Raw genomic sequence first — 23871 nt, 5'->3', positions numbered from 1 at the left:
GCGATGGCACGCGGCAACGGCGCTCAGCAGTGGCGCTCCGGCATTCCGTCGACCAGAGCGGACAGCAGCTCACCGAACACCTCGCGCTGATCGGCGGTCAATGGAGCCAGGATCTCCTCTGCGGCGGCCCGGCGCGCGCTGCGCAGGGACCGCAGCGTGGCGCGCCCCTCGTCGGTGATCTCGATGCGGACCACCCGGCGGCTGTCGGGATCCGGGGCGCGACGCACCCGGCCGCTCGCCTCCAGGCCGTCGACCAGCGTGGTCACGGCGCGCGGGACGACGTCGAGCCGACGGGCCAGATCCGCCATCCGGGGGGCCGCGTCGTAACTCGCGACCGTCCGCAGCAGCCGGAACTGGGCCGGAGTGATGTCGATCGGATCCAGCTGGCGGCGCTGGATGCGGTGCAGCCGCCGGGTGAGCCGCAGCAGCTGCTCGGCGAGCAGACCGTCGTGGGAATCACGAGAATCGCGGGAATCAGGTGACTCGGAGGGGGCGGGGGAATCCGGGGCGTCCATACGGGAACAATATCAGGACCTTGTTCATTGTGAGTACAGGTAACAATGAGCTAGGCTCTCACTGTGCGGGGCCGGGACTGCCCGGCATCGCCTCACGCCCGACGAAGGAGCCCATGAAACCCGACGAACCCACGTGGACGCCCCCGCCCGATGCCCGCACCGACGCCGACCGGCCGCCCGCCGAGGTGCGCCGCATCCTCCGTCTCTTCCGCCCCTACCGCGGCCGCCTGGCCGTCGTCGGCCTACTGGTCGGCGCATCCTCCCTGGTCGGGGTCGCCTCCCCGTTCCTGCTGCGCGAGATCCTCGACACCGCCATCCCGCAGGGACGCACGGGCCTGCTGACCCTGCTGGCGCTCGGCATGATCCTCACCGCCGTGATGACCAGCGTCTTCGGCGTGCTCCAGACCCTCATCTCGACCACCGTCGGACAGCGCGTCATGCACGACCTGCGCACCGCCGTCTACACCCAGCTCCAGCGGATGCCGCTCGCCTTCTTCACCCGGACCCGCACGGGCGAGGTCCAGTCCCGCATCGCCAACGACATCGGCGGTATGCAGGCGACGGTCACCTCCACCGCGACCTCGCTGGTCTCCAACCTCACGGCCGTCATCGCGACCGTCGTCGCCATGCTCGCCCTCGACTGGCGGCTCACCGTCGTCTCGCTCCTCCTGCTGCCGGTCTTCGTCGCGATCAGCCGCCGCGTCGGCAATGAGCGCAAGAAGATCACCACCCAGCGCCAGAAGCAGATGGCCGCGATGGCCGCCACGGTCACCGAGTCCCTCTCGGTCAGCGGCATCCTCCTGGGCCGCACGATGGGCCGCTCCGACTCCCTCACCCAGGGCTTCGCCGAGGAGTCCGAGCGCCTGGTCGACCTCGAAGTGCGCTCCAACATGGCCGGCCGCTGGCGGATGTCCACGATCGGCATCGTCATGGCCGCCATGCCCGCCGTCATCTACTGGGCGGCCGGACTCACCTTCGCGTCCGGAGCCGCCGCCGTCTCCATCGGCACGCTCGTCGCCTTCGTCACGCTCCAGCAGGGGCTGTTCCGCCCGGCGGTCAGCCTGCTCTCCACCGGCGTCCAGATGCAGACCTCCCTCGCCCTCTTCCAGCGCATCTTCGAATACCTCGACCTCACGGTGGACATCACCGAAGCGGAGCATCCGGTCCGGCTGGAGAAGATCCGCGGTGAGATCGCCTTCGAGGACGTCGACTTCAGCTACGACGAGAAGAACGGCCCGACGCTGACCGGCATCGACGTGACCGTTCCCGCGGGCGACAGCCTCGCGGTCGTCGGATCCACCGGCTCCGGCAAGTCCACGCTCAGCTACCTGGTGCCCCGGCTGTACGACGTCACCGGCGGCCGGGTCACGCTCGACGGCATCGACGTCCGCGACCTGGACTTCGACACCCTCGCCCGGGCCGTCGGCGTCGTCTCCCAGGAGACCTACCTCTTCCACGCCTCGGTCGCCGACAACCTGCGCTTCGCCAAGCCGGAGGCCACCGACGAGGAGATCGAGGCCGCGGCCCGCGCCGCGCAGATCCACGACCACATCGCCTCCCTGCCCGACGGCTACGACACGATGGTCGGCGAGCGCGGCTACCGCTTCTCGGGCGGTGAGAAGCAGCGTCTGGCCATCGCCCGCACCATCCTGCGCGACCCTCCGGTGCTGATCCTCGACGAGGCGACCAGCGCGCTCGACACCCGTACGGAACAGGCCGTGCAGGAGGCGATCGACGCCCTGTCCGCCGGACGGACCACGCTCACCATCGCGCACCGGCTCTCCACCGTCCGCGACGCGGACCAGATCGTCGTCCTGGAGGACGGCCGGGTCGCCGAGCGGGGTACGCACGAGGAGCTGCTCGACCGCGACGGCCGGTACGCCGCCCTGATCCGCCGCGACTCCCACCCGGTCCCGGTCCCGGCTCCCTGACCGCCCTTGCCGGGCCGGCCCTCGATCAGGCCGCCCCTGACGTCACCGCCATGGCCCGCATACGGCATGATCGCCGCGCATGAGAGCTCTCCTCGGGGTGGAACTCCCCGGCTACCGCACCGTCGACACCGACGCCTGGGTGAACGACCACGGCGATGTGCTGTCGCTGCACTTCTTCGACCTGCCGCCGGACCTGCCGGCCGCGCTGGACGACGGCCCGACCCTGCGGCACGGCCTGACCCACTTCACCGCACGGGCGGGCGGCGGACTCATCGAGGCATCGGTCAAGCGACTGGGCGAGCTGCCCGCCCTGCGGCAGATACTCAAACTGCCGCTCCCGAACCAGCCCAGCGGCCAGGCGTTCATCGGCAGCTTCACGGTGCCGCGCGCCGGATGCAGCACCGTGGTGAAGATCCAGGCGGCGGAACGCGGTATGACGGGCATGCGGGAAGCCGTGGTGATGGCCAAGCTCGGCCCCGACCAGTACTTCCGGCCGCACCCCTACGCCCCCGAGGTCCAGGGCGGGCTGCCCTTCCACGCGGCGGACCACGCCCAGTGGGACGCGGAGTTCCCGGACCACCCGCTCACCCGGGTCCGCCGGACGCTCGACACCCTGGCGGCGGCGGTGACGGTGGCGCCCGAGTTCGCCGCGCTGCCGCCCTTCACCGGGCCGGCCGCCACGAACCGCTGAGCCGACCGGCGGCCGGTACACACGGCACACACGGCGGCGCCGCCGCTCCCGTGGGACGGGGAGCGGCGGCGCCGGGCGGAGCAATGGTCAGACGAGCCAACCCACGAAGTGGACGACGCCGGCAAGCAGGTTGGTCAGGAAGTTCATCTGGTCTTTCTCCTTGTACGTGGTGCATCTGTGGGACTGCGCAGTAGCGGTCTGCAGCCCGTTGACTGCGCTCTGCAATCATCACGCCCCGCACGAGTGAACAGCAACGAATCCCCTGACGATCACGCGTTCCAGCGAACACCCGATCCCTTGTTCGTGTGTTCCGGCTACAGGTGTTCTGCCCGCGCCGTACGGCGTTCGTGTCGCCGGGGCCGACGCCGTGGTCGGGCTACCGGCCGTGGCTCGCACCCCGGGTTAACGTGCCCGCATGGTGAACGAGTCCCCGGACGCCCGCCCCCGTCGCAGACTCCGCCCGACCCGCCGCGGAAAGATCGTCCTGGTCGTCGGCGCACTGCTCGTCGTGTCGGCCGCCGTCCTGATCCCGCTGTCCCTGACCGGGTCGGACGAGCCGCCGAAGAGGCAGGAGACTCCGCAGAGCACGCTGATGATCCCCGAGGGCCGCCGGGTCTCGCAGGTGTACGAAGCGGTCGACGAGGCGCTCGGCCTGAAGCCCGGCAGCACGCTGAAGGCCGCGTCGACGGTGGACCTGAAGCTGCCCGCCCAGGCCGAGGGCAACCCCGAGGGGTACCTCTTCCCGGCCACGTATCCGATCGACGACGCGACCGAGCCCGCGGGACTGCTGCGCTACATGGCCGACACCGCCCGCAAGCACTTCGCCGCGGACCATGTCACGGCGGGGTCCCAGCGCAACAACGTCTCCGTCTACGACACGGTCACGATCGCCAGCATCGTCCAGGCCGAGGCCGACACCCCGGCCGACATGGGCAAGGTGGCCCGGGTCGTCTACAACCGGCTGCTCAAGGACATGCCGCTGCAGATGGACTCCACCATCAACTACGCCCTGAAGCGCTCCACCCTGGACACGACGACCGCCGACACCCAGCTGGACAGCCCGTACAACAGCTACCGGATCAAGGGCCTGCCGCCGACGCCCATCGGCAATCCGGGGGAGGAGGCGCTGCGCGCGGCCGTCAGGCCCACACCCGGCCCCTGGCTCTACTTCGTCACGGTCGGCCCCGGCGACACCCGGTTCACCGACAGCTACGACGAGCAGCAGAGGAACGTCGAGGAGTTCAACCGCAGTCGCGGCTCCGCCACGACGGGCTGATCGAATCGGCCGACGAGGCCGACGGGACCCGCGCGACGGGTTTCGAGGTCACGCCCCCGGGACGGGCGCGGGCACGGAGGCGACCGCCGAGGCCTCCCCGTCGGCGCCCGTCTCCTTCAGCAGCCGCATGACCGACCGGACCGCCGCGCGGCCCGCACGGTTCGCGCCGATGGTGCTGGCGGAGGGTCCGTACCCGACGAGGTGGACGCGCCCGTCCCGTACGGCACGGGTGTCCTCGGCCCGGATGCCACCACCCGGCTCGCGCAGCTTCAGCGGTGCCAGGTGGTCCACGGCGGGCCGGAACCCGGTCGCCCAGAGGATCACGTCGGTCTCGACGGCACGGCCGTCGTCCCAGGCCACACCGGTCGGCGTGATCCGGTCGAACATCGGCAGCCGGTCCAGCACGCCCTCGGCCCGGGCCCGCCGCACGGCATCGTTCAGCGGCAGCCCGGTCACGCTGACCACGCTCTTCGGCGGCAGCCCGTTGCGTACCCGCTCCTCCACCATCGCCACGGCCGCCCGCCCCCACTCCTCGGTGAACGGCCCCTCGCGGAAAATCGGTTCGCTGCGGGTCACCCAGAAGGTGTCGGCCGCGTGCTCGGCGATCTCCATCAGATGCTGCGTACCGGAAGCGCCGCCCCCGACCACGAGGACGCGCTGCCCCGCGAACTCCTCGGGCCCGGGGTAGTTCGCCGTGTGCAACTGCCGCCCCCGGAAGGTCTCCTGGCCCGGATAGCGCGGCCAGAACGGCCGGTCCCAGGTGCCGGTCGCGTTGATCAGCGCCCGCGTCGCGTACGTCCCCTCGGACGTCTCCACCAGCAGCCGCCCGCCGCTCCCCTCCCGTACGGCGCTCACCTCCACCGGCCGGTGGACCCGCAGGCCGAAGCGGTCCTCGTACGCGGCGAAGTACGCGCCGATCACCTCCGACGAGGGCCGGTCGGGGTCGGCTCCGGTCAGCTCCATGCCCGGCAGCGCGTGCATCCCGTGGACCTTGCCGTACGTCAGCGAGGGCCAGCGGAACTGCCACGCGCCGCCCGGCCGGGGTGCGTGGTCCAGCACGACGAAGTCGTCGTCCGGCTCCAGCCCGACGCGACGCAGGTGGTAGGCGGCGGACAGCCCAGCCTGACCCGCGCCGATGACGACCACGTCCAGCTCGCGCACCCCAGAAATGTTCACGCTTCTACTAACTTGTCGGGCGCCCGGGATCTTCCCGGGCGCCCGACAAGCATCACCGCACGGCTCAGCGACCCCCGGCGAGCAGCAGGGGAGCCCCGCCCGGCGCCGTGGCGGTCCGGCTCTCGGCACCGTTCACGCCCAGCAGCGGCGACGCGGGCACGGTCGGCAGCAGCCCGCGGCGGGACAGCTCGGGGGTGACGCCCTCGCCGAACCAGTAGGCCTCCTCCAGATGCGGATAGCCGGAGAGCACGAAGTGCTCCACGCCCAGCGCGTGGTACTCCTCGATCCGGTCCGCGACCTCCGCATGGCTGCCCACCAGCGCGGTCCCGGCCCCGCCGCGCACCAGACCGACGCCCGCCCAGAGGTTCGGCGCGATCTCCAGCTTGTCCCGCGAACCGCCGTGCAGCGCCAGCATCCGCTGCTGCCCGACCGACTCGCTCTTCCCCAGCGCCTGCTGCGCCGCCGCGATCGTCTCCGGATCGAGGTCGCCCAGCAGCCGGTCGGCGGTGGCCCACGCCTCCCGCGACGAATCCCGCGAGATGGTGTGCAGCCGGATACCGAACCGGACCGTGCGCCCCTGCTCCTCCGCCAGAGAGCGAATCCAGTCGATCTTCTCCTTCACGGCGGCCGGCGGCTCGCCCCAGGTGAGATAGACATCCGCGTGTGCGGCGGCGACCGGCCCGGCCGCCGCCGACGACCCGCCGAAGAAGATCTCCGGCAGCGGGTCCGGCGGCAGCGCGGTCAGCCCGCCCTCGACCTGGTAGTGCTCCCCGTCGAAATCGTACGGCTGCCCGCTCCAGGCGCCCCGCACCACCGACAGGAACTCCGCGGTGCGCGCGTACCTCCGGTCATGGTCCACGTGGTCCCCGAAGCGCCGCTGTTCGGTCGAGTCGCCGCCGGTGACGACGTTCAGCAGCAGCCGCCCCCGGGTGATCCGCTGATAGGTGGCGGCCATCTGCGCGGCCAGCACGGGCGAGATGACCCCCGGCCGGAACGCCACCAGGAACTTCAGCCGCTCGGTGTGCTGGGCGAGCGCCACCGTGGTCAGCCAGGCGTCCTCGCACCAGGTGCCGGTGGGCGTCAGCACGGCCTCGAAGCCCAACTGCTCGGCCGCCTTGGCGATCTGGGCCAGATACTCGATGTCCGGGGCGCGCACCCCGCTCACCGGCGTGATCCTGTCGCGCTTGATGCCGCCGTCGGTGTACGCGTGCCGGTCCACGAGCGTCCGGCCGTCACCGCCGGTGGGCAGGAACCAGTGCAGATGGACGTTCATGAGGAGGCCTTTCCGTAGGAGCGCGGCGCGGTGGAGGAAGGAGGAAGGTCGCGGTTGAACCGGGTGTCGACGTAGTCCTCGAAGTCGAAGCGCCGTGGGATCAGCTTGAGTTCGGCGAAGGTGTCGGCGATCTCCTGCTCGGAGGCGATGGCGGCGTCGTCGATCGCCACCGGCACGCGGGTGCCGTAGCTGAGCTTCACGGCGTCCAGCGCCACTTCATACGGAAGCCCGGTCTCCTTCGCCCAGACCTTCGCCCACTCCTCCGGGTGCTCGAAGACCCACTTCTGGGCCCGCTCCAGCCGGACGAGCAGATCGCCGATGGCCTTGGACTTCTTCGCGTTCTTGAGCGAGGCGGGCGAAGCCACCTGGAAACCGAGGCCGTTGACGACGCCCTCGCCGGTCGTGAGCACCCGGGCGTCCGCCGTCCGCAGGACCTGCGAGGTGTACGGGTCCCAGATCGCCCAGGCGTCGACCTTGCCCCGGCTGAACGCGGCGAGCGCGTCGGCGGGCTGGAGGTAGTTCAGCTCGACGTCCCCGATCCCGAGCCCGGCCTTCTTGAGCGAGGCGACCAGCTGGAAGTGGGCCGAACTGCCCTGGGCGACGGCGATGGACTTGCCCTTGAGCTGGGCGGGCTTCTTCAGCGGGGAGTCCTCGGGCACGACGATGACCTCACCGGCCGGAGAGCCGTGCGTGGCGCCGACGACGGTGATGTTCGAGTCGGCCCCGGCAGCGAAGACGGGCGGCGTGTTGCCGACGCCGCCGATGTCGACGGCCCCGGCACTCACGGCCTCCAGCAGGGGTGGCCCTGAGGTGAAGGTGGACCACTTGATGCGGTAGTCGAGGTCGTCGAGCTCTCCGGAGGCCCGCAGGATCGCCTCGTAACCTCCCTTCTGATCGCCGACGTTGAGCGTGAGGCTGCCCTTGCCGTCGGTGTTGCCGCCCGAGTCGGCGGACGAGGCGCCGCCGCACGCGGAGAGGAGCAGGGCGAGGGGGAGGAGCAGGGCGGGCAGAGTGCGGCGTTTCATGACGGGTCTCCGTGGTGAGGGTCGGGGTGGGGGCGTGCGGGCGATGCGTCGGGGCTCTCCGTGCTCTCCGTACGGGCCTGGGTATGGCCGGCACTCTGGGCGCCGAGGCCGGTGGCGCGGCCCGCGCCCTCGACGCCCAGTTCGGTCAGCAGCCGGGAGCGCAGATCGGTGAAGCCGGGGGAACCGACCTCGCGCGGCCGGTCCAGCGCGACGGACGTGTCGTACGCGATCCGCCCGTCCCGCATCACCAGCACCCGGTCGGCCAGCAGCAGGGCCTCGTCCACGTCATGGGTGACCAGGAGCACCGCGCAGCCGCGCCGCTGCCAGAGTTCGGCCACGAGCTGCTGGGCCTTGATCCGGGTCAGGGCGTCCAGTGCGCCGAAGGGCTCGTCGAGCAGCAGCAGGTCGGGCTCGCGCACCAGGGCCCGGGCCAGCGAAGCCCGCTGGGCCTCGCCGCCGGACAGCGTCTTCGGCCACGCCCCGGCCCGCTCCGCAAGACCGACCTCCGCCAACGCCTGCTCGGCGACGGCACGTTCGGGCTTGCCCGGCAGCCCGAGCAGCACGTTGCGCCACACCCGCTTCCAGGGCATCAGGCGCGGGGCCTGGAAGGCGACGGCACGGCGGCGGGGGACCAGGACGGTGCCCGAGATCTCCCGGTCGAGCCCGGCCAGCACCCGCAGCAGGGTCGACTTGCCGCACCCGCTGCGTCCGAGGAGGACGGTGAACTCGCCTGCTTTCAGGCTGAGATCGAGGTCATCGATGACGGCACGCCCGTCGAAGGAGCGGGTGAGTCCTTCGACCCGTACGGCGGCATCGGCGCCGTTGTGGGACGCCGGAGGAGAGGTGTCGGCGGGGCCGGTTTCGAGGAGGGTCTTCACTGGCCGGTGAAGGTCGGTCGCCATTGCAGCAGCAGCCTTTCGAGGATCCGGACGATGACGTCGGCGGTGAGGCCGAGGAGGGCGTACACGACGAGACAGACGACGATCACATCGGTCCGGAAGAACTCCCGGGCCTGGTTCATCAGGAACCCGATCCCGGCGTCGGCGTTGATCGACTCACCGAAGACGAGGGCGAGCCAGGCCGTCGCCAGCGAGTAGCGCAGCCCTGTCATGGCCCCGGGCAGCGCCCCCGGCAGCACGACATGCCGCACCAGGCCCCATCGCCCGAGCCCCAATGACGTACCGGCTTCGATGAGTTGGGCATCGACGCCCCGAATGCCCGCGTACACGTTCAGATACAGGTGGAAGGCCACTCCCAGGGCGATGAGGGCCACCTTGGGCGCCTCGCCGATCCCGAGCCAGATGATGAACAGCGGGATGAGCCCCACCCAGGGCACCGTGCGCAGCATCTGCACGGTCGCGTCGACCAGATCCTCCCCGAGCCGCGAGAGCCCCGACACGAGCGCGAGCGACGTCCCGATCACCCCGCCGAGCAGGAGCCCCACGACCACCCGCTGGAGCGAGACCCCCATCGCGGCGGGCAGCGTCCCGTCGGCCATCAGATCGGCAGCGGCGCGGGCGATGGTCCCGGGCGAGGCGAGCACATCGGGATCGAGCACCCCCGTGGCACTGAACACCTGCCACAGCACGAGCAACAGCAACGGCCCCACCGCACGCCGCACCCACCTCGGAGCGGCCCGCAACCGCGACCGCCGGACGGAGGCCGGGACGACGGCCTCCAGCTCGGGCGGCGTAGGCGTCGGCGCGGAGTGTTTCTCGAGAGGGGCGGGTATCGCGGATGGCGGTGCATGGCTGACGGTCATGACGGCTCCAGGAAGGGACGCGGGAATGCGCGCGGAGGGAAGGCAGGGGAGGAGAAGGAAGAGGGTCACGGACATGCCGGAGCAACCCCGAAACCGCGCACGCACGAGGACCGACCGACGGCCGGCAGGAGGCGAAAGGGCTACGGAGCAGCGAAGCTCAGCGGATGCCGATTGCCGTGCGGGTGCGCAGCGGCACGGAGCCGGACGCGACTACGGCAGAACGGGCGACGGAACGCGGCAGGCAGCGCAGCCGGCACGGGGGTGGCCGTGCGGCCGGAAGCCATGCCGCCGGAAACGGCCCGGAAGTCGCTGAGGGAACGTCAGCAGCCGCGACAACACGCGGCGGAAGCCACTCGCAGCAGGTCGATGTGACCGCGCGAAGTGAGCAGAGCTGATCGGAACATGGCGCTGAACGTAGTCATCCGGTTGGGACACGGTCAATGGCGTCTCGGAGCGTGGACGCCTCATCTCACCCCGGTGAGGTGATGATGGGGGCATGTCCGATTCCTTCACCACCACGGTCCTGAACATCACCACGGGTACGGCCGAGACGGTCACGGACCTGACGCGTGCCTGCGAGGAGTTCCTCACCCGCACGGCCCCCGGCCGCGACGGCCTGCTCAACGTCTTCGTCCCGCACGCCACGGCCGGCATCGCGGTACTGGAGACCGGCGCGGGCAGCGACGACGACCTCCTGGCCGCCCTCCACCACCTGCTCCCCGCCGACGACCGCTGGCAACACCGCCACGGCAGCCCGGGCCACGGCCGCGACCACGTGCTCCCGGCCCTGGTCCCGCCCCACGCCACGCTGCCGGTGATCGGCGGCCGGCTGGAGCTGGGGACCTGGCAGTCGGTCTGCCTGGTGGATACAAACACGAGCAACACCAACCGCAGCGTCCGTCTGAGCTTCCTCGGCCAGTGAGCTGCTCTGATGTGACTGTAGAGGGATCCTCCGGCCGTACCAACTGGGTAGCCCCAGTGGGCGCCAGGTGAGCGCGTCACATCTGATAGCAGATTCTGCGTCTGCTGGTGGTACACGACTCGAGTGGTTACTGACCAGCGGAAACGGTCGTGATTCGATCGCACTGCAGGCGGCTGGGCCGCGTATGGCCCGGATTTTGGGCAGAGGAGAGTGGGCCCCTGGCCGACAGCCCGTGACGCTGGCCAGCCGGCACACAAGGGAGGGGAGGGCCGACAGGTCTCCACAAAGGAGACCTCGGTCCGAAGGGTCACGAGAGAGGAACTCGTCAGGGCTTGGATCGCGGAGCGGGCAACCCACCGACTGATCGCTGCGTCCCAAGCGTGAAGCTCCCTCATCTTGGCCATCTGTCGGACGGACCAGGCGGACCTCGGAAGCGGGGCGCACGCCTGCTGCGGCAGGTGGTCATCCACCCCGGTACACGGGTTCCGAACCATCGCCTTGAGCCTCCACCGCCTCCCGCACTCGCTGGTCCTCGCGCAGGGAGCCGACATCGCGCTCCAAGGGGGTGCGGCTCACGGCTGTCGCAAGGTTTTCCAAGGCGTGTTTCTGCAGGTCTGCCTCGCTCCGTAGCGCTGGGCTCCGGCCACCGGCTCCTTCCCATGTCTGGAGGGCCTTCTCCACGCGTGCCCAGTCCGGGTCCCTGTGCTCGCGCATAGCGGCTGCCGCCTGCTCCGTGTCCGATTCCAGGGCTTCGGCCAACGCCTCCACCTCGGGAGTGGAAGGGTTGTCGTCGTGCGGGACGCGGCTCTCCATGAGCGTTGTTGCTCTGTCGAAACCTTCGAGCGCCTCCTGAGCAGCCTTCGCCTCTTGCGCAGTCAGGCCCCTGGGGCGGACCGGTTCCTGTTGTGCCCGGTCGTAAGCCTCCTGCCAGGCGGCGCGGGCTCTTCTGCTCGCCAGTTGGGCACTGCGCATGTCGGCACGGCGGTCCGCGGTCGGTTCGGCGAAGTGGCGGAGCACTGCCGCCGCGTGGCGGCCGTTGGCGGCAAGCCAGTCCGCCAGCCGCTCCCGTAGCCGGGGCGTCTCCCACGCGGGAAAGACCGCGTAGGCCAGCATGGCCAGGGCTCCGCCCAGCAGAGTGAGGGCCATCCGCTCCGGAACCGTCTGTTCCCATTCCTGACCGCCCATGCCGAGCAGGAAGACGACGTAGGCGGCGGCGAAGCACTGGGAGTAGGCGTAGCCCGTACGAATCAGGGTGTACGACAGGCCCGCCGAGACCACCGCCAGCGCACCGAAGAGACGGGCGTCCGGGCCCAGGGCCTCCACGGCTCCGGTGGCGAGCGCGACACCCACCAGAGTCCCGGCGAGACGGGCGACCGCACGCGCGTACGTCCGGTGGAAGTCCGGGCGCATCACCATGACCGAGGCGATGGGCGCCCAGTAGCCGTGCCCCAGGGGCAGCTGTGCGGCGATGAGGTAGCCGAGCGTGGCCACCGCCACCAGCCGAACGGCATGCCGGAAGACGGGCGAGTCGCGTCGGAGCTCACGGCGGACCGCCCGTGCGACGACCGGAACAAGCCGGAACATGGTCGGGCGCTCCAGCAACTCGACGCGTGCGCCTCCGTGGCGCACAGACATCCCTCTGCGCGCGTTGCCGCACTCCGCGATCTCCAGCGCCTCGCCGAGCAGTTCCCTGAGCCTTTCGGCGGCCTGCCTCGCCGGACCTTCGAGCACCTCGCGCTCCGTGCCTTCTCGCAGGAGCTCCGAGGCTCTTGGCGGTACCTCGACGGGGGTGCCTCGCCGGATCGACCGGGCGGCCGCGTCCAACACCTCAGCGGCCGCGTCGAGCAGTTCCCGCGCGCGGTCCCGCCCGGAACCCTCGGCCGGGGCGCCGATGTCAGGGTCGGCCAGCGCGGCGATGGCCGGCACCATGCGCTCGGCAACTCCTCGCGGACCGTGCAGGGCGACGGGGCGCGTGCGAGCCTGAGACGGCGTCACGGCCGCCGCGTCCCGGGCTGTCATCAAGGGCTCGGGGTCGAACCCGGCCGTCGGGTCGTGCCGGAGTCGACGGGCGTAGTCCGCCACGGCGGCCAGAGCCTCGGCGAGCGCGTCCCGATGCGCCCCCCACCGGCGGATCGGGAACAGCAGGATCAGCACTGCCTGCACCACTCCGCCGAGCGCGATGATCCCGGCGTGCTCCAAGGCCCGTCCGGCGCTCGTGGGCAGGGTGATGGTCACCAGCATGCTGCCGACGGTCGTCGCCGCGACGATCCCAGCGGTCGATCCGACGGCCCACGCCAGCCCCGCCCCGAAGGACCACAGGGCCAGCAGCGGAAGGAACGTCACGAGGTGCCCCGCCGCCAGGTACCCCGCCAGGGTGCTGAGCGCCAGCCCCGCGCCCGCGCCGAGCGCGATCACCTTGCGTGGGCGCCAGGCGCGCTGGAAGGTGGCCCCGCCCGCGGAGAAGGCGCCGAGGGCGGCGGATGCGGCGTACGCGGGGGCGCCGAGCCACAGCGCCGGCCCGACGAGGAGTGCCACACCGACGGCTGCGCGCAGAGCGAGCAGGGGCTCCAGGCGCGTCTCCTCGATGCTGAGTCCGGATCGGAGGACGTCCCTCAGGGCTCGCGGCCACGTCACGGGTGCGGGCCCAGCCGGAAGGTCGTTTCAGCTCGCGTCGGCCGGGTCGCCGGAGCCACCATCATGTTCATCTCATCATCGCCGAGGAGAGGGGCGGGACAGGCCGTGTGCCGTCGCCACCGGTGCGTGTGCATCTTGCCTGCGGCTAGCCATCGTGCTCGCCCTGGAGCAGCATGTGGCGACGTTCCTGTTCGCGCGTGGAATAGGCCGCTGCTCGGATCGCCTCGTCGCTCTCCAGCCCCGACCCCAGCGCGCCGCCCACTGTGGCAATCGAAGCCACGAACCATGACAGCGTGCAGTAGTTCTGCGCGTTCAACGGATGCCGGGTCGCGGAGGCGAACACGTGGCCGTTGAGCACGAAGAGCGCCCACACGAAGCTGACGACCATCAGGCCGACGTAGCAGACGGCTGCCCCGATGCTCACGGTCACCAGGGTCGACGTGTTGTAGAGAACCGATCGCTGCCTCGCCTCCGGCGATCCTTCCGTTGTGCGATGCCACAGGTTCGCGTCCACGATCAGCCAGCCGATCATGAGCCCGACGGAACCGACCGTGGCGACGACGAGGCGTGGCGTGCCCAGGGAGGTGGCCAGGCTCCAGACGGTGTCGTCCACCGTGGCGATGGCTCCCGTGGCGAGTGCGGCGGCCAGGGCTTTGGACAGGCCCGGCACCAGCCGCCACGGCCGGTTGGCGCGGACCATGCCGACGAGCAATTTGACGTAGCCGCGCGGGCCGTCGGCGACGTAGCGCAGATCGGCGAGCTCCTCCTCGTCGACAGGGCCCGGGCGGATGGGCGCGAGGCGGCCGGCGAAGGGGCCGAGCGGCGTTCGGCGATAGGCAGCTTGCTCACATCCGGGGGACCGCGAAGCGGCCAGGCTGAGCACGGCTTCCTCCACGACCCGCCGTGCCTTTCCCTGCAACCGCCAGCCCCCCAGGGACGGAAGGGAAAGCAACGCCGTCCCGTGTTCGTGGCTCAAATCCACGACGAGCCTTCGCCTGTGCGAGTGCAGCGGAAGGTCGGTGAGGGCCACGACGATGTCCCAGCTCTCCGCACTTCCGTCCTCCACGATCCGGCGCATCAACGTGGACGGGTCCTCGGCGTCCGCGGTGAAGGGCCTGCTGACCACCTCGACAGCGAACCGTCTCTGCCGGCCGGACTTCTCGGCGAGCCGGGCGGGAAGGGTCCGTGCCAGGCGCTTCGCGACCACGGTCGGCGCGTCCGGGTCCGCGAGGAGAACGACCACCGTGACGACCTGCGACGACGCTTGCATGACTGCATCCTTCTCGTTGTCCGTCCCCGCGACCGCAAATGCCCACAGAATGCCTCCGGCGTGGCGTCGGCCGTGCGATGACACGCTGGCCCCGGCCGGCCGGTACGGGCGGAGCGGCCGGATTTCCGTCGTTCTGCCCGTACGGGGCCTGCTCTCCGTGGCGGGGTGATCAGCCCTCTCGGACCATCGTCAGGAGCTTGCGAGCCGGGCCGCGAGATAGCGTGCGGTGGCGCTACGGCGGGCCTTCGCGACCTTGGCCGGCGGGCCCGCCGCGACCACCCGTCCGCCCGCGTCGCCGCCGCCCGGCCCGAGGTCGATGACCCAGTCGGCGGTGGTGATCGTGTCCAGGTCGTGCTCGACGAGGACGACCGTGTTGCCCGCGTCGACGAGGCGGTGCAGCTGGCGCAGCAGCAGTGCGACATCCGAGGGGTGCAGGCCCGCCGTCGGTTCGTCGAGCAGGTAGAGCGCGTGGCCACGACGGGCCCGCTGCAGTTCGGTGGCCAGTTTGATGCGCTGCGCCTCACCGCCGCTGAGCTCCGTGGCGGGCTGCCCCAGCCGCAGGTACCCCAGTCCCACCTCGCGCAACGTCTCCAGACTGCGGGCGGCGGCCGGGACGGCGGATAGAAACTCGGCGGCGGCGTCGACGGACAGCCCCAGCACTTCCGCGATGTTCTTGCCGCGGTAGGTGACTTCCAGCGTTTCGGCGTTGTACCGGGCGCCCTGGCAAGTCGGGCACGGTGCGTAGGTACCAGGCAGGAACAGCAGTTCCACCGCGACGAATCCTTCGCCCTGACAGGTCTCGCACCGCCCTTCGGGCACGTTGAAAGAGAACCGGCCGGCCGTGTAGCCGCGCGCCCTGGCCTCGTCCGTCGCCGCGTACAGCTTGCGCACCGCGTCGAACATCCCCGTGTAAGTGGCCAGATTGGACCGGGGAGTACGCCCGATGGGCCGTTGGTCGACCCGGACCAGCCGGTCGAACGACTCGACCCCCGACGCGTCCTGAACATCGACCTCCAGCCGCGCCTCGTCAAGATCCTCGGGCCCGAGTCCGAGGTGGCCTCGCACGACCTCGGCGAGCACCTGTGTGACCAGCGTCGATTTTCCGGAACCCGACACGCCCGTCACCGCCGTCAGTACGCACAGCGGTACGTCCACGGACACGTCATGCAGATTGTGGCGGGACACGCCGCTCAGGTGCAGCCAGCCGTGCGGTGTGCGCGGCCGGTGATCGAGCGGTTCGGCGCGCCCGAACAGGTACTGGCTCGTGGCCGACTCCTCCACCTGCTCAAGACCGGCGACGGGGCCGCTGTACAGCACGCGCCCGCCGCCCTCACCGGCGCCGGGGCCGATGTCGACCACCCAGTCCGCCCGCCGTACGACGTCCATGTCGTGCTCCACGACGAACAGCGAGTTGCCCGCAGACTTGAGACGCTCCAGCACGTCCAGCAGCGGTTCCGCGTCAGCCGGGTGCAGACCCGCGGAGGGTTCGTCGAGGACGTACACGACGCCGAACAGCCCCGAGCGCAGTTGCGTGGCGATCCGTAGGCGTTGCGCCTCGCCGGGCGACAGGGTCGTAGAGCGGCGCCCGAGGCTCAGATACCCCAGGCCCAGGTCGAGCAGTACGTCGACCCGCGCGACCAGATCGCCGCAGATCCGGACCGCCACCTCGGTCGTTTCCCCGGACCGGGCGGTGGAAGTGGTGGCGTCGGCCTCGGGCCGCCGTGCGACGGGCCGCAGCAGCGCCGCGACCTCGTTCAACGGCATCGCGTTGACTTCGGCGATGGAACGTCCGGCGAAGGTCACGGCGAGCGCCTCGGGCCGCAGTCCGCTGCCGTGGCACTCGGGGCAGGGCACGCTCCTGACGAACCGGAGCGCCCGTTCGCGCATCTTCTCGCTCTTGGAGTCGGCAAGGACGTGCATGACGTGCTTGCGGGCGCTCCAGAACGTGCCCTGGTAGCCGTAGTCGACGCGGTCCTCCTCCGGCTCGATGTAGACGGAGGGCTGCTCATCGGTGTACAGCAGCCAGTCCCGGTCCTTCTTCCTGAGCCTGCGCCACGGTCGGTCGATGTCGATCCCCAGGCCATGGACGATGCTGCGCAGGTTGGCCCCCTGCCAGGCGCCCGGCCAGGCGGCGATCGCCCCCTCTCGGATACTCAGCGAGAGGTCCGGGACAAGGAGGTCCTCGGCGACATCGTGGACGACGCCCAGTCCGTGGCACTCCGGGCAGGCCCCGGCCGCGGTGTTCGGTGAGAACGACTCGGCGTCCAGCCGTGCGGCCCCGGGCGGATAGGTGCCGGCGCGGGAGTACAGCATGCGCAGCAGATTGGACAGCGTGGTGATGGTGCCGACCGTCGAGCGCGAACTGGGCGCCCCGCGTCGCTGCTGCAGGGCCACCGCCGGTGGCAGTCCGGTGATCTCCTGCACGTGCGGTGCACCGACCTGCTGCAACAGCCTCCGGACGTACGGTGCCACGGACTCGAAGTAGCGCCGCTGCGCCTCAGCGTAGAGCGTGCCGAACGCGAGCGAGGACTTACCCGAACCGGAGACGCCCGTGAAGGCGACCATCGCGTTCCGCGGAAGATCGACGTCGATGTTCCGCAGGTTGTTCTCACTGGCACCCCGGACATGCACGAAGGGGTCAATCGCGTCCATGTTCACCCTTCCTGAGTACCTGATCACGCCGGGAACCGCGCGACGGGAGCCGGCGAGCGGCCGCGACGGGTGAGCGAGGGAGTGGGCGGCCACCTGCGTCATCCCACCGGGACGCCGGGTGGCACCACTACCGGGCGCAGGCCCTCACCGCTGCCGCACTGGACTGATGATGTCCAACCCTGAGGGTCTACTGGTGAAAGATCAGCGCCGAGATACGGACCGGTCCGCCTCCGGTTGAGGTCTCTCAGGGCCTGTGGTGCGGTCGCGGACGAGGTTGCCGGCATTCTCGCGGTGCTCGTGCACGAGGCGAATGGCCATGGCGCCTTCACCGGTGGCCGAGGCAACTCGTTTGACCGAGCCGCTCCTCACGTCGCCGGCCGCGAAGACCCCGGGAAGGCTGGTCTCCAGCAGCAAGGGAGCACGGCCGAGTGCGTCCCACCGGGTCGCGTCGGCAGCAGCCCGGGCGTCAGCCCCCGTCAGGACGAAGCCCTTCTCGTCCAGGGCGAGGGCTCCCCTCAGCCACTCCGTGCGCGGGCGGGCCCCGATGAACACGAACAGCGCGGCGGCCCGCAGCGGGCGGCGCTCACCGCGTGTGTTGTCCTCGACGCTCAGCGACTCCAGTTTGTCCTTCCCGGAGACGCCCCGGACTTCGGTGTGGAGGAGCACCTCGATCTTCGGATGACGTTCGACCTGGTCCACCAGGTATCGGGACATGTCCGCGTTGAGGTCGCCGCCCCGGACGAGGAGGTGGACTCCGGACGCGTGTTGCGCCAGGAACAGCGCCGCCTGGCCGGCGGAGTTGCCCCCGCCGACCACCGCGACCGGGTCCGCCTCGCAGAGACTCGCCTCGTGCACGGTCGCCGCGTAGTAGACGCTGATGCCCTCCAGCCGCTCGATGCCGGGCACCTCGAGCCTGCGGTACCGGACACCCGAGGCGAGCACCACGGCGCCCGCCCGGACGTGGGACCCGTCTGTGAAGGTGACCACGTACGCGTCGTCCTGCGGTGTGAGCCTGTTGACCTGGGCCGGCACCATGAGGCGGGCACCGAATTTGTGGGCCTGGAGCACCGCGCGTTCGATGAGCTCGCCTCCGGAGATGCCCGACGGGAAGCCGAGGTAGTTCTCGATGCGGGACGAGGTGCCTGCCTGGCCTCCGGTGGCCACGGCGTCGACGGAGATCGTGGTGAGGCCGTCGGAGGCGCCGTACACGGCTGCGGCGAGTCCCGCGGGGCCCGCGCCGACCACCACCACGTCGCACTGGGCGTCCTTCGCCGTGGGGGCGGGCAGCCCGATGAGCCTGGCGAGTTCGGCGTTGCTCGGATTGCGCAGCACTCGCTCGCCCTTCCAGAGGACGACCGGAGTCTCCTCGGGGCGGATCGAGAACCGACGCAGCAGCGCCTCAGCTTCCTTGTCCCTCTCCAGATCCAGCCAGCGGTGGGGGAGCCTGTTGCGGGCAGCGAACTCCCGCAGCCGCCGCGTGTCCTGCGAGTAGCACGATCCCAGGATGCGGAAACCTGCGCCGAGGCCGATGAGGAGATACCGGCGGCCCAGGCAACCCCGGAGGATCAGGTCACCGAGTACGGGGTCACGGCCGATCAAGGTGCGCTGGCGTTCCACCGGCACGGCGAGGATCTCGCCGGCCTCACGGACCACCGCGGTGTCGAAGGCGGCCTGCCCCTCCAGCATTCCCAGCTCACCCAGGAACCTGCCGGGTCCGTGCAGCGCCATCGTGCGCTCTTCCCGATCGCCGTGGTCCTGAAGGATCTCGACGGTGCCGCTGAGGATCGCGAGGAACTCCCGGAACGGCTCTCCCTCCCGGTACAGCACCTCACCTTCGGTGGTCCTGCGGCGCTCGCCGTGCGCGGTCAGGTTCTGAAGCTGTTCCGGTGTCAAGCGGGGGAACGCTCCGTACCGGTCCGGTGTCTCACGGACCGCACCATTCCCGTGCTGCGCCGTGCTCATCAGACCAGAGCCTCGTGAACGTAGCACCAGCGCCAGTCCTCTCCCGGTTGGAAGGACTGGACGATGGGGTGCCCGGCACTGCCCGCGTGTCGTCGGGCGTGTTTGAGGGGTGAGGAATCGCAGCAGCCGACGTGCCCGCAGGTGAGGCAGAGGCGCAGGTGCACCCACGGGGAGTGCTCCTTGAGGCACTCCTCGCAGCCCTGCGGGGTGCGCGGTGTGACGGGCCGCACCATGGCCAGGTGCGGATCCGGAATCGTGGCCATGACGTTCTCCTCCCAAGTAGTGCGCTACCGCGTGGTTTCGGGGAGCCCTTGTGGTGGCCGGGCCATGGTGACTCACTGCCCCGCAGTGGCCTGCCGGCCTTCCAGGGCTTGTTCGACCCATTGACGCAGGACGTGGGCCGGTGCCGCACCTGCCTGTCGGGCGACCGTCTCGCCGTGGTCCTGGACGAGCAGCGTGGGCACTGCCTGGACCTCGAACCGCTGACTGACTCCTGGGTTCTTGTCGATGTCGACCTTGACGAGCTTGATCCGTCCGGCGAGGTCGCGGGCGACCTGTTCGAGGGCGGGGCTGACCATGCGGCAGGGGCCGCACCAGGTGGCCCAGAGGTCCACGACGACAGGTTGGACGGCGTTGTCGGCGACTTCGGTGAAGTCGCCGTCCCCCGCGTCGACGACCCAGGGCAGTGGCTGCTTGCAGTGGCCGCATCTGGGGCGTCCCTCGGCGGCAACAGGAATGCGGTTGTCGCGCCCGCAGTGCGGGCAGGTCACCGTCGTTGTACGTGTGGAGTTCACGCTGCCCTCGCTTCCCGGGCCTCTTCCGGCTGGTCGTAGGTGACCACCAGCTCTCCGTGTTCGGCGTCGACACGGACGGTCGCGCCGTCCTGGACGTCACCACGCAGAAGGGCACGTCCGACCAGCGTCTCCACCTCGTGGGAGATGTACCGCCGCAGCGGCCTGGCCCCGTACACCGGGTCGTAGCCCTGGTGGGAAATCACCTCTCGCGCCGCATCGGTGAGTTCTACGTCGATGCGGCGTTCCGCCAGCCGCTGCCGCAGTTCGTCGAACTGCAGCTCCACGATCCTTTCGATCTGCCGCTCACCCAGCGGCTTGAACAGCACGATGTCGTCGACGCGGTTGAGGAACTCCGGGCGGAAGTGCCCACGCAGCTCGCCCATCACCAGAGCGCGGGCGTCAGGTTTGATCTCACCCTCGGCGGTGGCGCCGTCGAGGAGGTGCTCGGAGCCGATGTTGGACGTCATGATGATCACGGTGTTGCGGAAGTTGACGGTGCGGCCCTGGGCGTCGGTGATGCGGCCGTCATCGAGGATCTGCAGCAGGGTGTTAAAGACGTCGCTGTGTGCCTTCTCGATCTCGTCGAACAGCACGACCGAGTACGGCTTGCGGCGTACGGCCTCGGTGAGTTGGCCGCCTTCCTCGTAGCCGACGTATCCGGGTGGTGCGCCCATGAGCCTGCTGACGGTGTGCCGTTCCTGGTACTCACTCATGTCGAGGCGGACCATGTTGTCCTCGGAGTCGAACAGCGCCCGGGCGAGAGTCTTGGTCAACTCGGTCTTTCCGACGCCGGTGGGGCCGAGGAAGATGAAGGAACCGATGGGCCGGCGAGGGTCGCGGATGCCGGAGCGGGCGCGGATGATGGCGTCGGCGACGAGCCTGACGGCCTCGTCCTGGCCGACGACGCGCTCGCGGAGGATCTCGTCGAGGCGCAGCAGCTTGTCGCGTTCGCCTTCCTGCAGGCGGGCGACCGGGATGCCGGTCCAGGCGGCGACGATCTCCGCTATCTCCTCTTCGGTGACCACCTCGCGCAGCAGACGGTTCTGTCCCTGCCGGGTGGCCAGCTGCTCCTCCTCCGCCGCGAGTCGCCGCTCCAGGTCCTGGAGGCGGCCGTATCGAAGTTCGGCGGCACGGTTGAGGTCGTAGGCGCGTTCGGCCTGCTCCGCCTCGTGGCGGACCTGCTCCAGTTCCTGGCGCAGTTCCTGCACCCGCCGGATCGCCTGCCGTTCGGCCTCCCACTGGGCGTGTTTGGCGTCGGCCTCACCGCGCAGGTCGGCCAGTTCCTTGCGCAGCTCCTCCAGGCGGGCTTGGCTCGCCGGGTCGGTTTCCTTGGAGAGGGCGGCTTCCTCGATCTCCAGGCGGGTGACACGGCGGGTGAGCTCGTCGAGTTCGGCAGGCATGGAGTCGATCTCGGTACGCAGCCGGGCGCAGGCCTCGTCGACGAGGTCGATGGCCTTGTCGGGCAGGAACCGGTCCGTGATGTAGCGGTGGCTGAGTGTGGCGGCCGAGACCAGTGCGGTGTCCTGGATCTTGACGCCGTGGAAGACCTCCAGGCGCTCACGCAGTCCACGCAGGATGGAAATGGTGTCCTCGACGCTGGGCTCGCCGACCAGGACCTGCTGGAACCGTCGTTCCAGCGCGGCGTCCTTTTCGATGTGTTTGCGGTACTCGTCGAGGGTGGTGGCGCCGATCATGTGCAGTTCGCCGCGGGCAAGCATCGGCTTGAGCATGTTCCCCGCGTCCATGGCCCCCTCGGCGGCGCCCGCACCGACGACGGTGTGCAGTTCGTCGACGAAGAGCAAGATGCCGCCCTGTGCGGCCTTGACCTCGCTGAGCACGGCCTTGAGGCGTTCCTCGAACTCGCCCCGGTACTTGGCGCCGGCAACGAGGGATCCCATGTCGAGGGCGAACACGATCTTGTCGCGGAGTCCCTCGGGGACGTCGCCGCGGACGATGCGCTGGGCGAGGCCCTCGATGATGGCGGTCTTGCCGACACCGGGGTCTCCGATGAGAACCGGGTTGTTCTTGGACTTCCGGCTCAGGATCTGGGTGACGCGACGGATCTCGGCGTCCCGACCGATGACCGGGTCGAGCCTGCCCTCCTTGGCCTCGGCGACGAGATCGCGACCGTACTTCTCCAGCGCCTCGTAGGCCACTTCGGGGTTGGCGGAGGTGACCCGCTGATTGCCGCGGACCTGGGTGAGTGCGCCCAGGAACGAGTCCCTGGTGATCCCTGCCTGGTTGAGCCGACGTCCAACGGCTGTTGATGCCCCCTCTTCGGCCAGGGCGAGCAGGAGGTGCTCCACGGACACGTACTCGTCCTTGAGCCGTTTGGCCTCCCGTTCAGCGGCGTCCAGCAGGCCGGCAAGGCGCTGAGTGACGAAAACCTGGCCGGGTGCCGCACCGGAGCCGGTGACCTTCGGGCGGCGGGACAGTTCCTCGCGCACGGCCGCGCGCAGTTCCGCCGGATCGCTTCCGGCATGCTCCAGCAGGCGTGGGATCAGACCGTCCTCCTGATCGATGAGTGCGAGCAGCAGGTGTTCTCCGTCCACTTCGGTATGCCCCATGCGGCCGGCCGCGGACTGGGCCTCTTGGAGGGCTTCCTGGGATTTCTGTGTGAGGCGGTTCATGTCCATGGCGGTGTATCACTCCTCGTGCCGCGGCCGCGCAGGGCGGTTTCGAGCAGGCTGATGCGGTCGAGCAGGTCGAGCACCAGTCCGATGGATGCGTAATTGAGGCAGAGTCCGGAGCGCAGCCGCTGGATGCGGGCAAGCACCGCGGGGGCGTCGCGGTCGAAAACCAGGCGGCCGACGGCATCGCGTTCGGCGTCGACAAGCCCGAGGGCGACGAACCGGCGGACCAGATCCGGATGGAGACGCGATCGGCGGGCGACGGCCTCCAGGGAAAGTCCTGGGACGGGAACGAGCGCATAGCGGGTAGTCGTCGGAGCCGTAGCGGCATGGGCGACCGGCTGATCCGGGCGGTTGCCGGTACCGGACCGGGCGGTGCCCGCCGCTCCCGTGGGTCGGTCGGTCATCGGGTCCTCCTGGGGTCGAACGAGGAGGTCGCGGCGAGCTCCTCGAACAGTTCACGCTCCCGGTCACCCAGGGTGGGCGGCACCATGATGCGGAGTTCGGCGTACAGGTCACCGTTCGCACCACGCGGGTTGGGCATGCCCTCGCCGCGCAACCGCAGCCGCCGGCCGCTGGACGAGCTGGCGGGCACGGTGACCTTGGCCGTACCACCGCCGGGGGTGGGCACCGGCACGGTCGCGCCCAGGGCCGCCTCCCACGGGGAGACCGGGACCTGCACATGGACATCGCGGCCGTCCAGCCGGAACTGGGGATGGGACCGGATGCGCACCCGAAGGTGCAGGTCGCCCGCGGGCGCGGCACCGCTGCCCCGCCCGCCTTCCCCCGCCAGCCGGATGCGCTGCCCGTCGGTGACGCCCGGCGGGACGTCGACCTCGTAGCGCCGCGGCTCACCGGAGGGCCCTGCGAGTGTGACGGTACGGCGGCCACCCTTGTACGCCTCTTCGACGGTGAGTGGCAGTTCGGCCTCCTGGTCGGCGCCCGGGACGCCCGCGGAGCCGGCACCTGCACCGAAGAGGGAGCCCAGCAGGTCCTCGATGTTCACATCCTCGGCCGAGAAGTCCTCGCCGAAGCCTGCGGTGTACCGGGCGCGGGGGCCGCCGGCGCCTGTGGTCCGTCGGGTACGGAATCCGCCGCCCGCGCCGGCCGCGACCCGTTCGTCGTAGTCTTCGGGGATCTTGCGGAAGTCCTCGCCGAAGCGGTCGTAGCGTGCCCGGGTCTTCGGATCGGACAGAACGCTGTACGCCTCGTTGAGGTCCTTGAAGCGTTCCTCGGCCGACGGGTCCTTGTTGACGTCGGGATGGTGTCTGCGGGCGAGCTTGCGGTAGGCCTGCTGGATCTCGTCCTGGCTTGCGGTCCGCGACACTCCCAGCACTTCGTAGAAGTCCCGTGCCATG

20 protein-coding genes are annotated in these 23871 nt (G+C 70.3%); 4 read left to right on the top strand and 16 right to left on the bottom strand.

Annotation, left to right across the window (positions count from 1 at the left end; genetic code table 11):
- Nucleotides 1-23: 23 nt before the first annotated feature.
- Nucleotides 24-515: a MarR family winged helix-turn-helix transcriptional regulator gene (locus IE134_RS13495; protein WP_089114436.1), complete on the bottom strand. Its 492-nt coding sequence runs from the start codon at nucleotides 513-515 to the stop codon at nucleotides 24-26.
- 113 nt (nucleotides 516-628) lie between these two features.
- On the opposite strand from IE134_RS13495, the gene IE134_RS13490 reads away from it, so the two are divergent.
- The 3 genes from IE134_RS13490 (at nucleotide 629) to mltG (ending at nucleotide 4413) form a co-directional block, all read left to right on the top strand.
- Entirely contained in the window at nucleotides 629-2446 is a 1818-nt protein-coding gene (locus IE134_RS13490; RefSeq protein ID WP_189430608.1) for an ABC transporter ATP-binding protein, read from the top strand.
- Nucleotides 2447-2525: 79 nt separating this feature from the next.
- Nucleotides 2526-3137 carry a hypothetical protein gene (locus IE134_RS13485; RefSeq protein WP_030714056.1) on the top strand — a complete coding sequence of 204 codons (612 nt, stop codon included), beginning with the start codon at nucleotides 2526-2528 and terminating at the stop codon, nucleotides 3135-3137.
- A gap of 415 nt (nucleotides 3138-3552) precedes the next feature.
- Nucleotides 3553-4413, top strand: a complete 861-nt coding sequence (mltG, locus tag IE134_RS13480) for an endolytic transglycosylase MltG (protein WP_030714060.1) — start codon at nucleotides 3553-3555, stop codon at nucleotides 4411-4413.
- Nucleotides 4414-4461: 48 nt separating this feature from the next.
- Here mltG and IE134_RS13475 read toward each other — a convergent pair whose 3' ends face one another.
- From IE134_RS13475 to IE134_RS34640, 6 genes are all read right to left on the bottom strand, one after another.
- Nucleotides 4462-5589 (bottom strand): NAD(P)-binding domain-containing protein, encoded by a 1128-nt coding sequence (locus IE134_RS13475; RefSeq protein WP_032768647.1) that lies wholly within the window; start codon nucleotides 5587-5589, stop codon nucleotides 4462-4464.
- A gap of 64 nt (nucleotides 5590-5653) precedes the next feature.
- The gene (locus tag IE134_RS13470; protein WP_044369328.1) at nucleotides 5654-6862 is read right to left on the bottom strand and encodes an LLM class flavin-dependent oxidoreductase; all 1209 of its coding nucleotides are present in this window, start codon (nucleotides 6860-6862) and stop codon (nucleotides 5654-5656) included.
- Nucleotides 6859-7887 (bottom strand): ABC transporter substrate-binding protein, encoded by a 1029-nt coding sequence (locus IE134_RS13465; protein WP_030714072.1) that lies wholly within the window; start codon nucleotides 7885-7887, stop codon nucleotides 6859-6861. The genes IE134_RS13470 and IE134_RS13465 overlap by 4 nt, the downstream gene beginning before the upstream one ends.
- Nucleotides 7884-8789 (bottom strand): ABC transporter ATP-binding protein, encoded by a 906-nt coding sequence (locus IE134_RS13460; RefSeq protein WP_098017506.1) that lies wholly within the window; start codon nucleotides 8787-8789, stop codon nucleotides 7884-7886. Before IE134_RS13460 ends, IE134_RS13465 begins: the two co-directional genes overlap by 4 nt.
- Nucleotides 8762-9649, bottom strand: coding sequence for an ABC transporter permease (locus tag IE134_RS13455; RefSeq protein WP_189430607.1), 888 nt, complete (start codon nucleotides 9647-9649; stop codon nucleotides 8762-8764). The genes IE134_RS13460 and IE134_RS13455 overlap by 28 nt, the downstream gene beginning before the upstream one ends.
- Before the next feature lie 320 nt (nucleotides 9650-9969).
- Nucleotides 9970-10053 (bottom strand): putative leader peptide, encoded by an 84-nt coding sequence (locus tag IE134_RS34640; RefSeq protein WP_311307964.1) that lies wholly within the window; start codon nucleotides 10051-10053, stop codon nucleotides 9970-9972.
- Nucleotides 10054-10145: 92 nt separating this feature from the next.
- Between IE134_RS34640 and IE134_RS13450 the strand changes: the two genes are divergently transcribed.
- On the top strand, nucleotides 10146-10571 hold the full coding sequence (locus IE134_RS13450; RefSeq protein WP_189430605.1) for a secondary thiamine-phosphate synthase enzyme YjbQ: 426 nt from the start codon (nucleotides 10146-10148) through the stop codon (nucleotides 10569-10571).
- 462 nt (nucleotides 10572-11033) lie between these two features.
- Here the strand turns inward: IE134_RS13450 and IE134_RS13445 are convergent, their stop codons facing one another.
- The 9 genes from IE134_RS13445 to IE134_RS13405 form a co-directional block, all read right to left on the bottom strand.
- Nucleotides 11034-13205: an FUSC family protein gene (locus IE134_RS13445; protein WP_189430603.1), complete on the bottom strand. Its 2172-nt coding sequence runs from the start codon at nucleotides 13203-13205 to the stop codon at nucleotides 11034-11036.
- Between the two features lie 145 nt (nucleotides 13206-13350).
- Complete coding sequence (locus tag IE134_RS13440) at nucleotides 13351-14475, bottom strand: hypothetical protein (RefSeq protein ID WP_018516020.1); 1125 nt, start codon at nucleotides 14473-14475, stop codon at nucleotides 13351-13353.
- Nucleotides 14476-14664: 189 nt separating this feature from the next.
- Nucleotides 14665-17133, bottom strand: coding sequence for an excinuclease ABC subunit UvrA (gene uvrA, locus IE134_RS13435; RefSeq protein ID WP_189430601.1), 2469 nt, complete (start codon nucleotides 17131-17133; stop codon nucleotides 14665-14667).
- A gap of 195 nt (nucleotides 17134-17328) precedes the next feature.
- Entirely contained in the window at nucleotides 17329-19089 is a 1761-nt protein-coding gene (locus IE134_RS13430) for an FAD-dependent oxidoreductase (protein WP_189430599.1), read from the bottom strand.
- Nucleotides 19089-19352, bottom strand: coding sequence for a UBP-type zinc finger domain-containing protein (locus IE134_RS13425; protein ID WP_018516017.1), 264 nt, complete (start codon nucleotides 19350-19352; stop codon nucleotides 19089-19091). The genes IE134_RS13430 and IE134_RS13425 overlap by 1 nt, the downstream gene beginning before the upstream one ends.
- A 72-nt stretch (nucleotides 19353-19424) precedes the next feature.
- Nucleotides 19425-19883 (bottom strand): thioredoxin, encoded by a 459-nt coding sequence (gene trxA, locus IE134_RS13420; protein ID WP_018516016.1) that lies wholly within the window; start codon nucleotides 19881-19883, stop codon nucleotides 19425-19427.
- Nucleotides 19880-22519, bottom strand: coding sequence for an ATP-dependent chaperone ClpB (gene clpB / locus IE134_RS13415; protein WP_189430597.1), 2640 nt, complete (start codon nucleotides 22517-22519; stop codon nucleotides 19880-19882). Before clpB ends, trxA begins: the two co-directional genes overlap by 4 nt.
- Nucleotides 22510-22920, bottom strand: a complete 411-nt coding sequence (locus IE134_RS13410; RefSeq protein WP_189430595.1) for a chaperone modulator CbpM — start codon at nucleotides 22918-22920, stop codon at nucleotides 22510-22512. Before IE134_RS13410 ends, clpB begins: the two co-directional genes overlap by 10 nt.
- Nucleotides 22917-23870, bottom strand: a complete 954-nt coding sequence (locus IE134_RS13405; RefSeq protein WP_189430593.1) for a DnaJ C-terminal domain-containing protein — start codon at nucleotides 23868-23870, stop codon at nucleotides 22917-22919. Before IE134_RS13405 ends, IE134_RS13410 begins: the two co-directional genes overlap by 4 nt.
- Nucleotide 23871: the final 1 nt, after the last annotated feature.

Origin of the sequence: Streptomyces rubiginosohelvolus (assembly GCF_014649875.1) — a bacterium.
Taxonomy (GTDB): Bacteria; Actinomycetota; Actinomycetes; order Streptomycetales; family Streptomycetaceae; genus Streptomyces; species Streptomyces rubiginosohelvolus.
The sequence above is the reverse complement of the archived record's forward strand: the minus strand, read 5'-3'. Positions and strand labels throughout refer to the sequence as shown.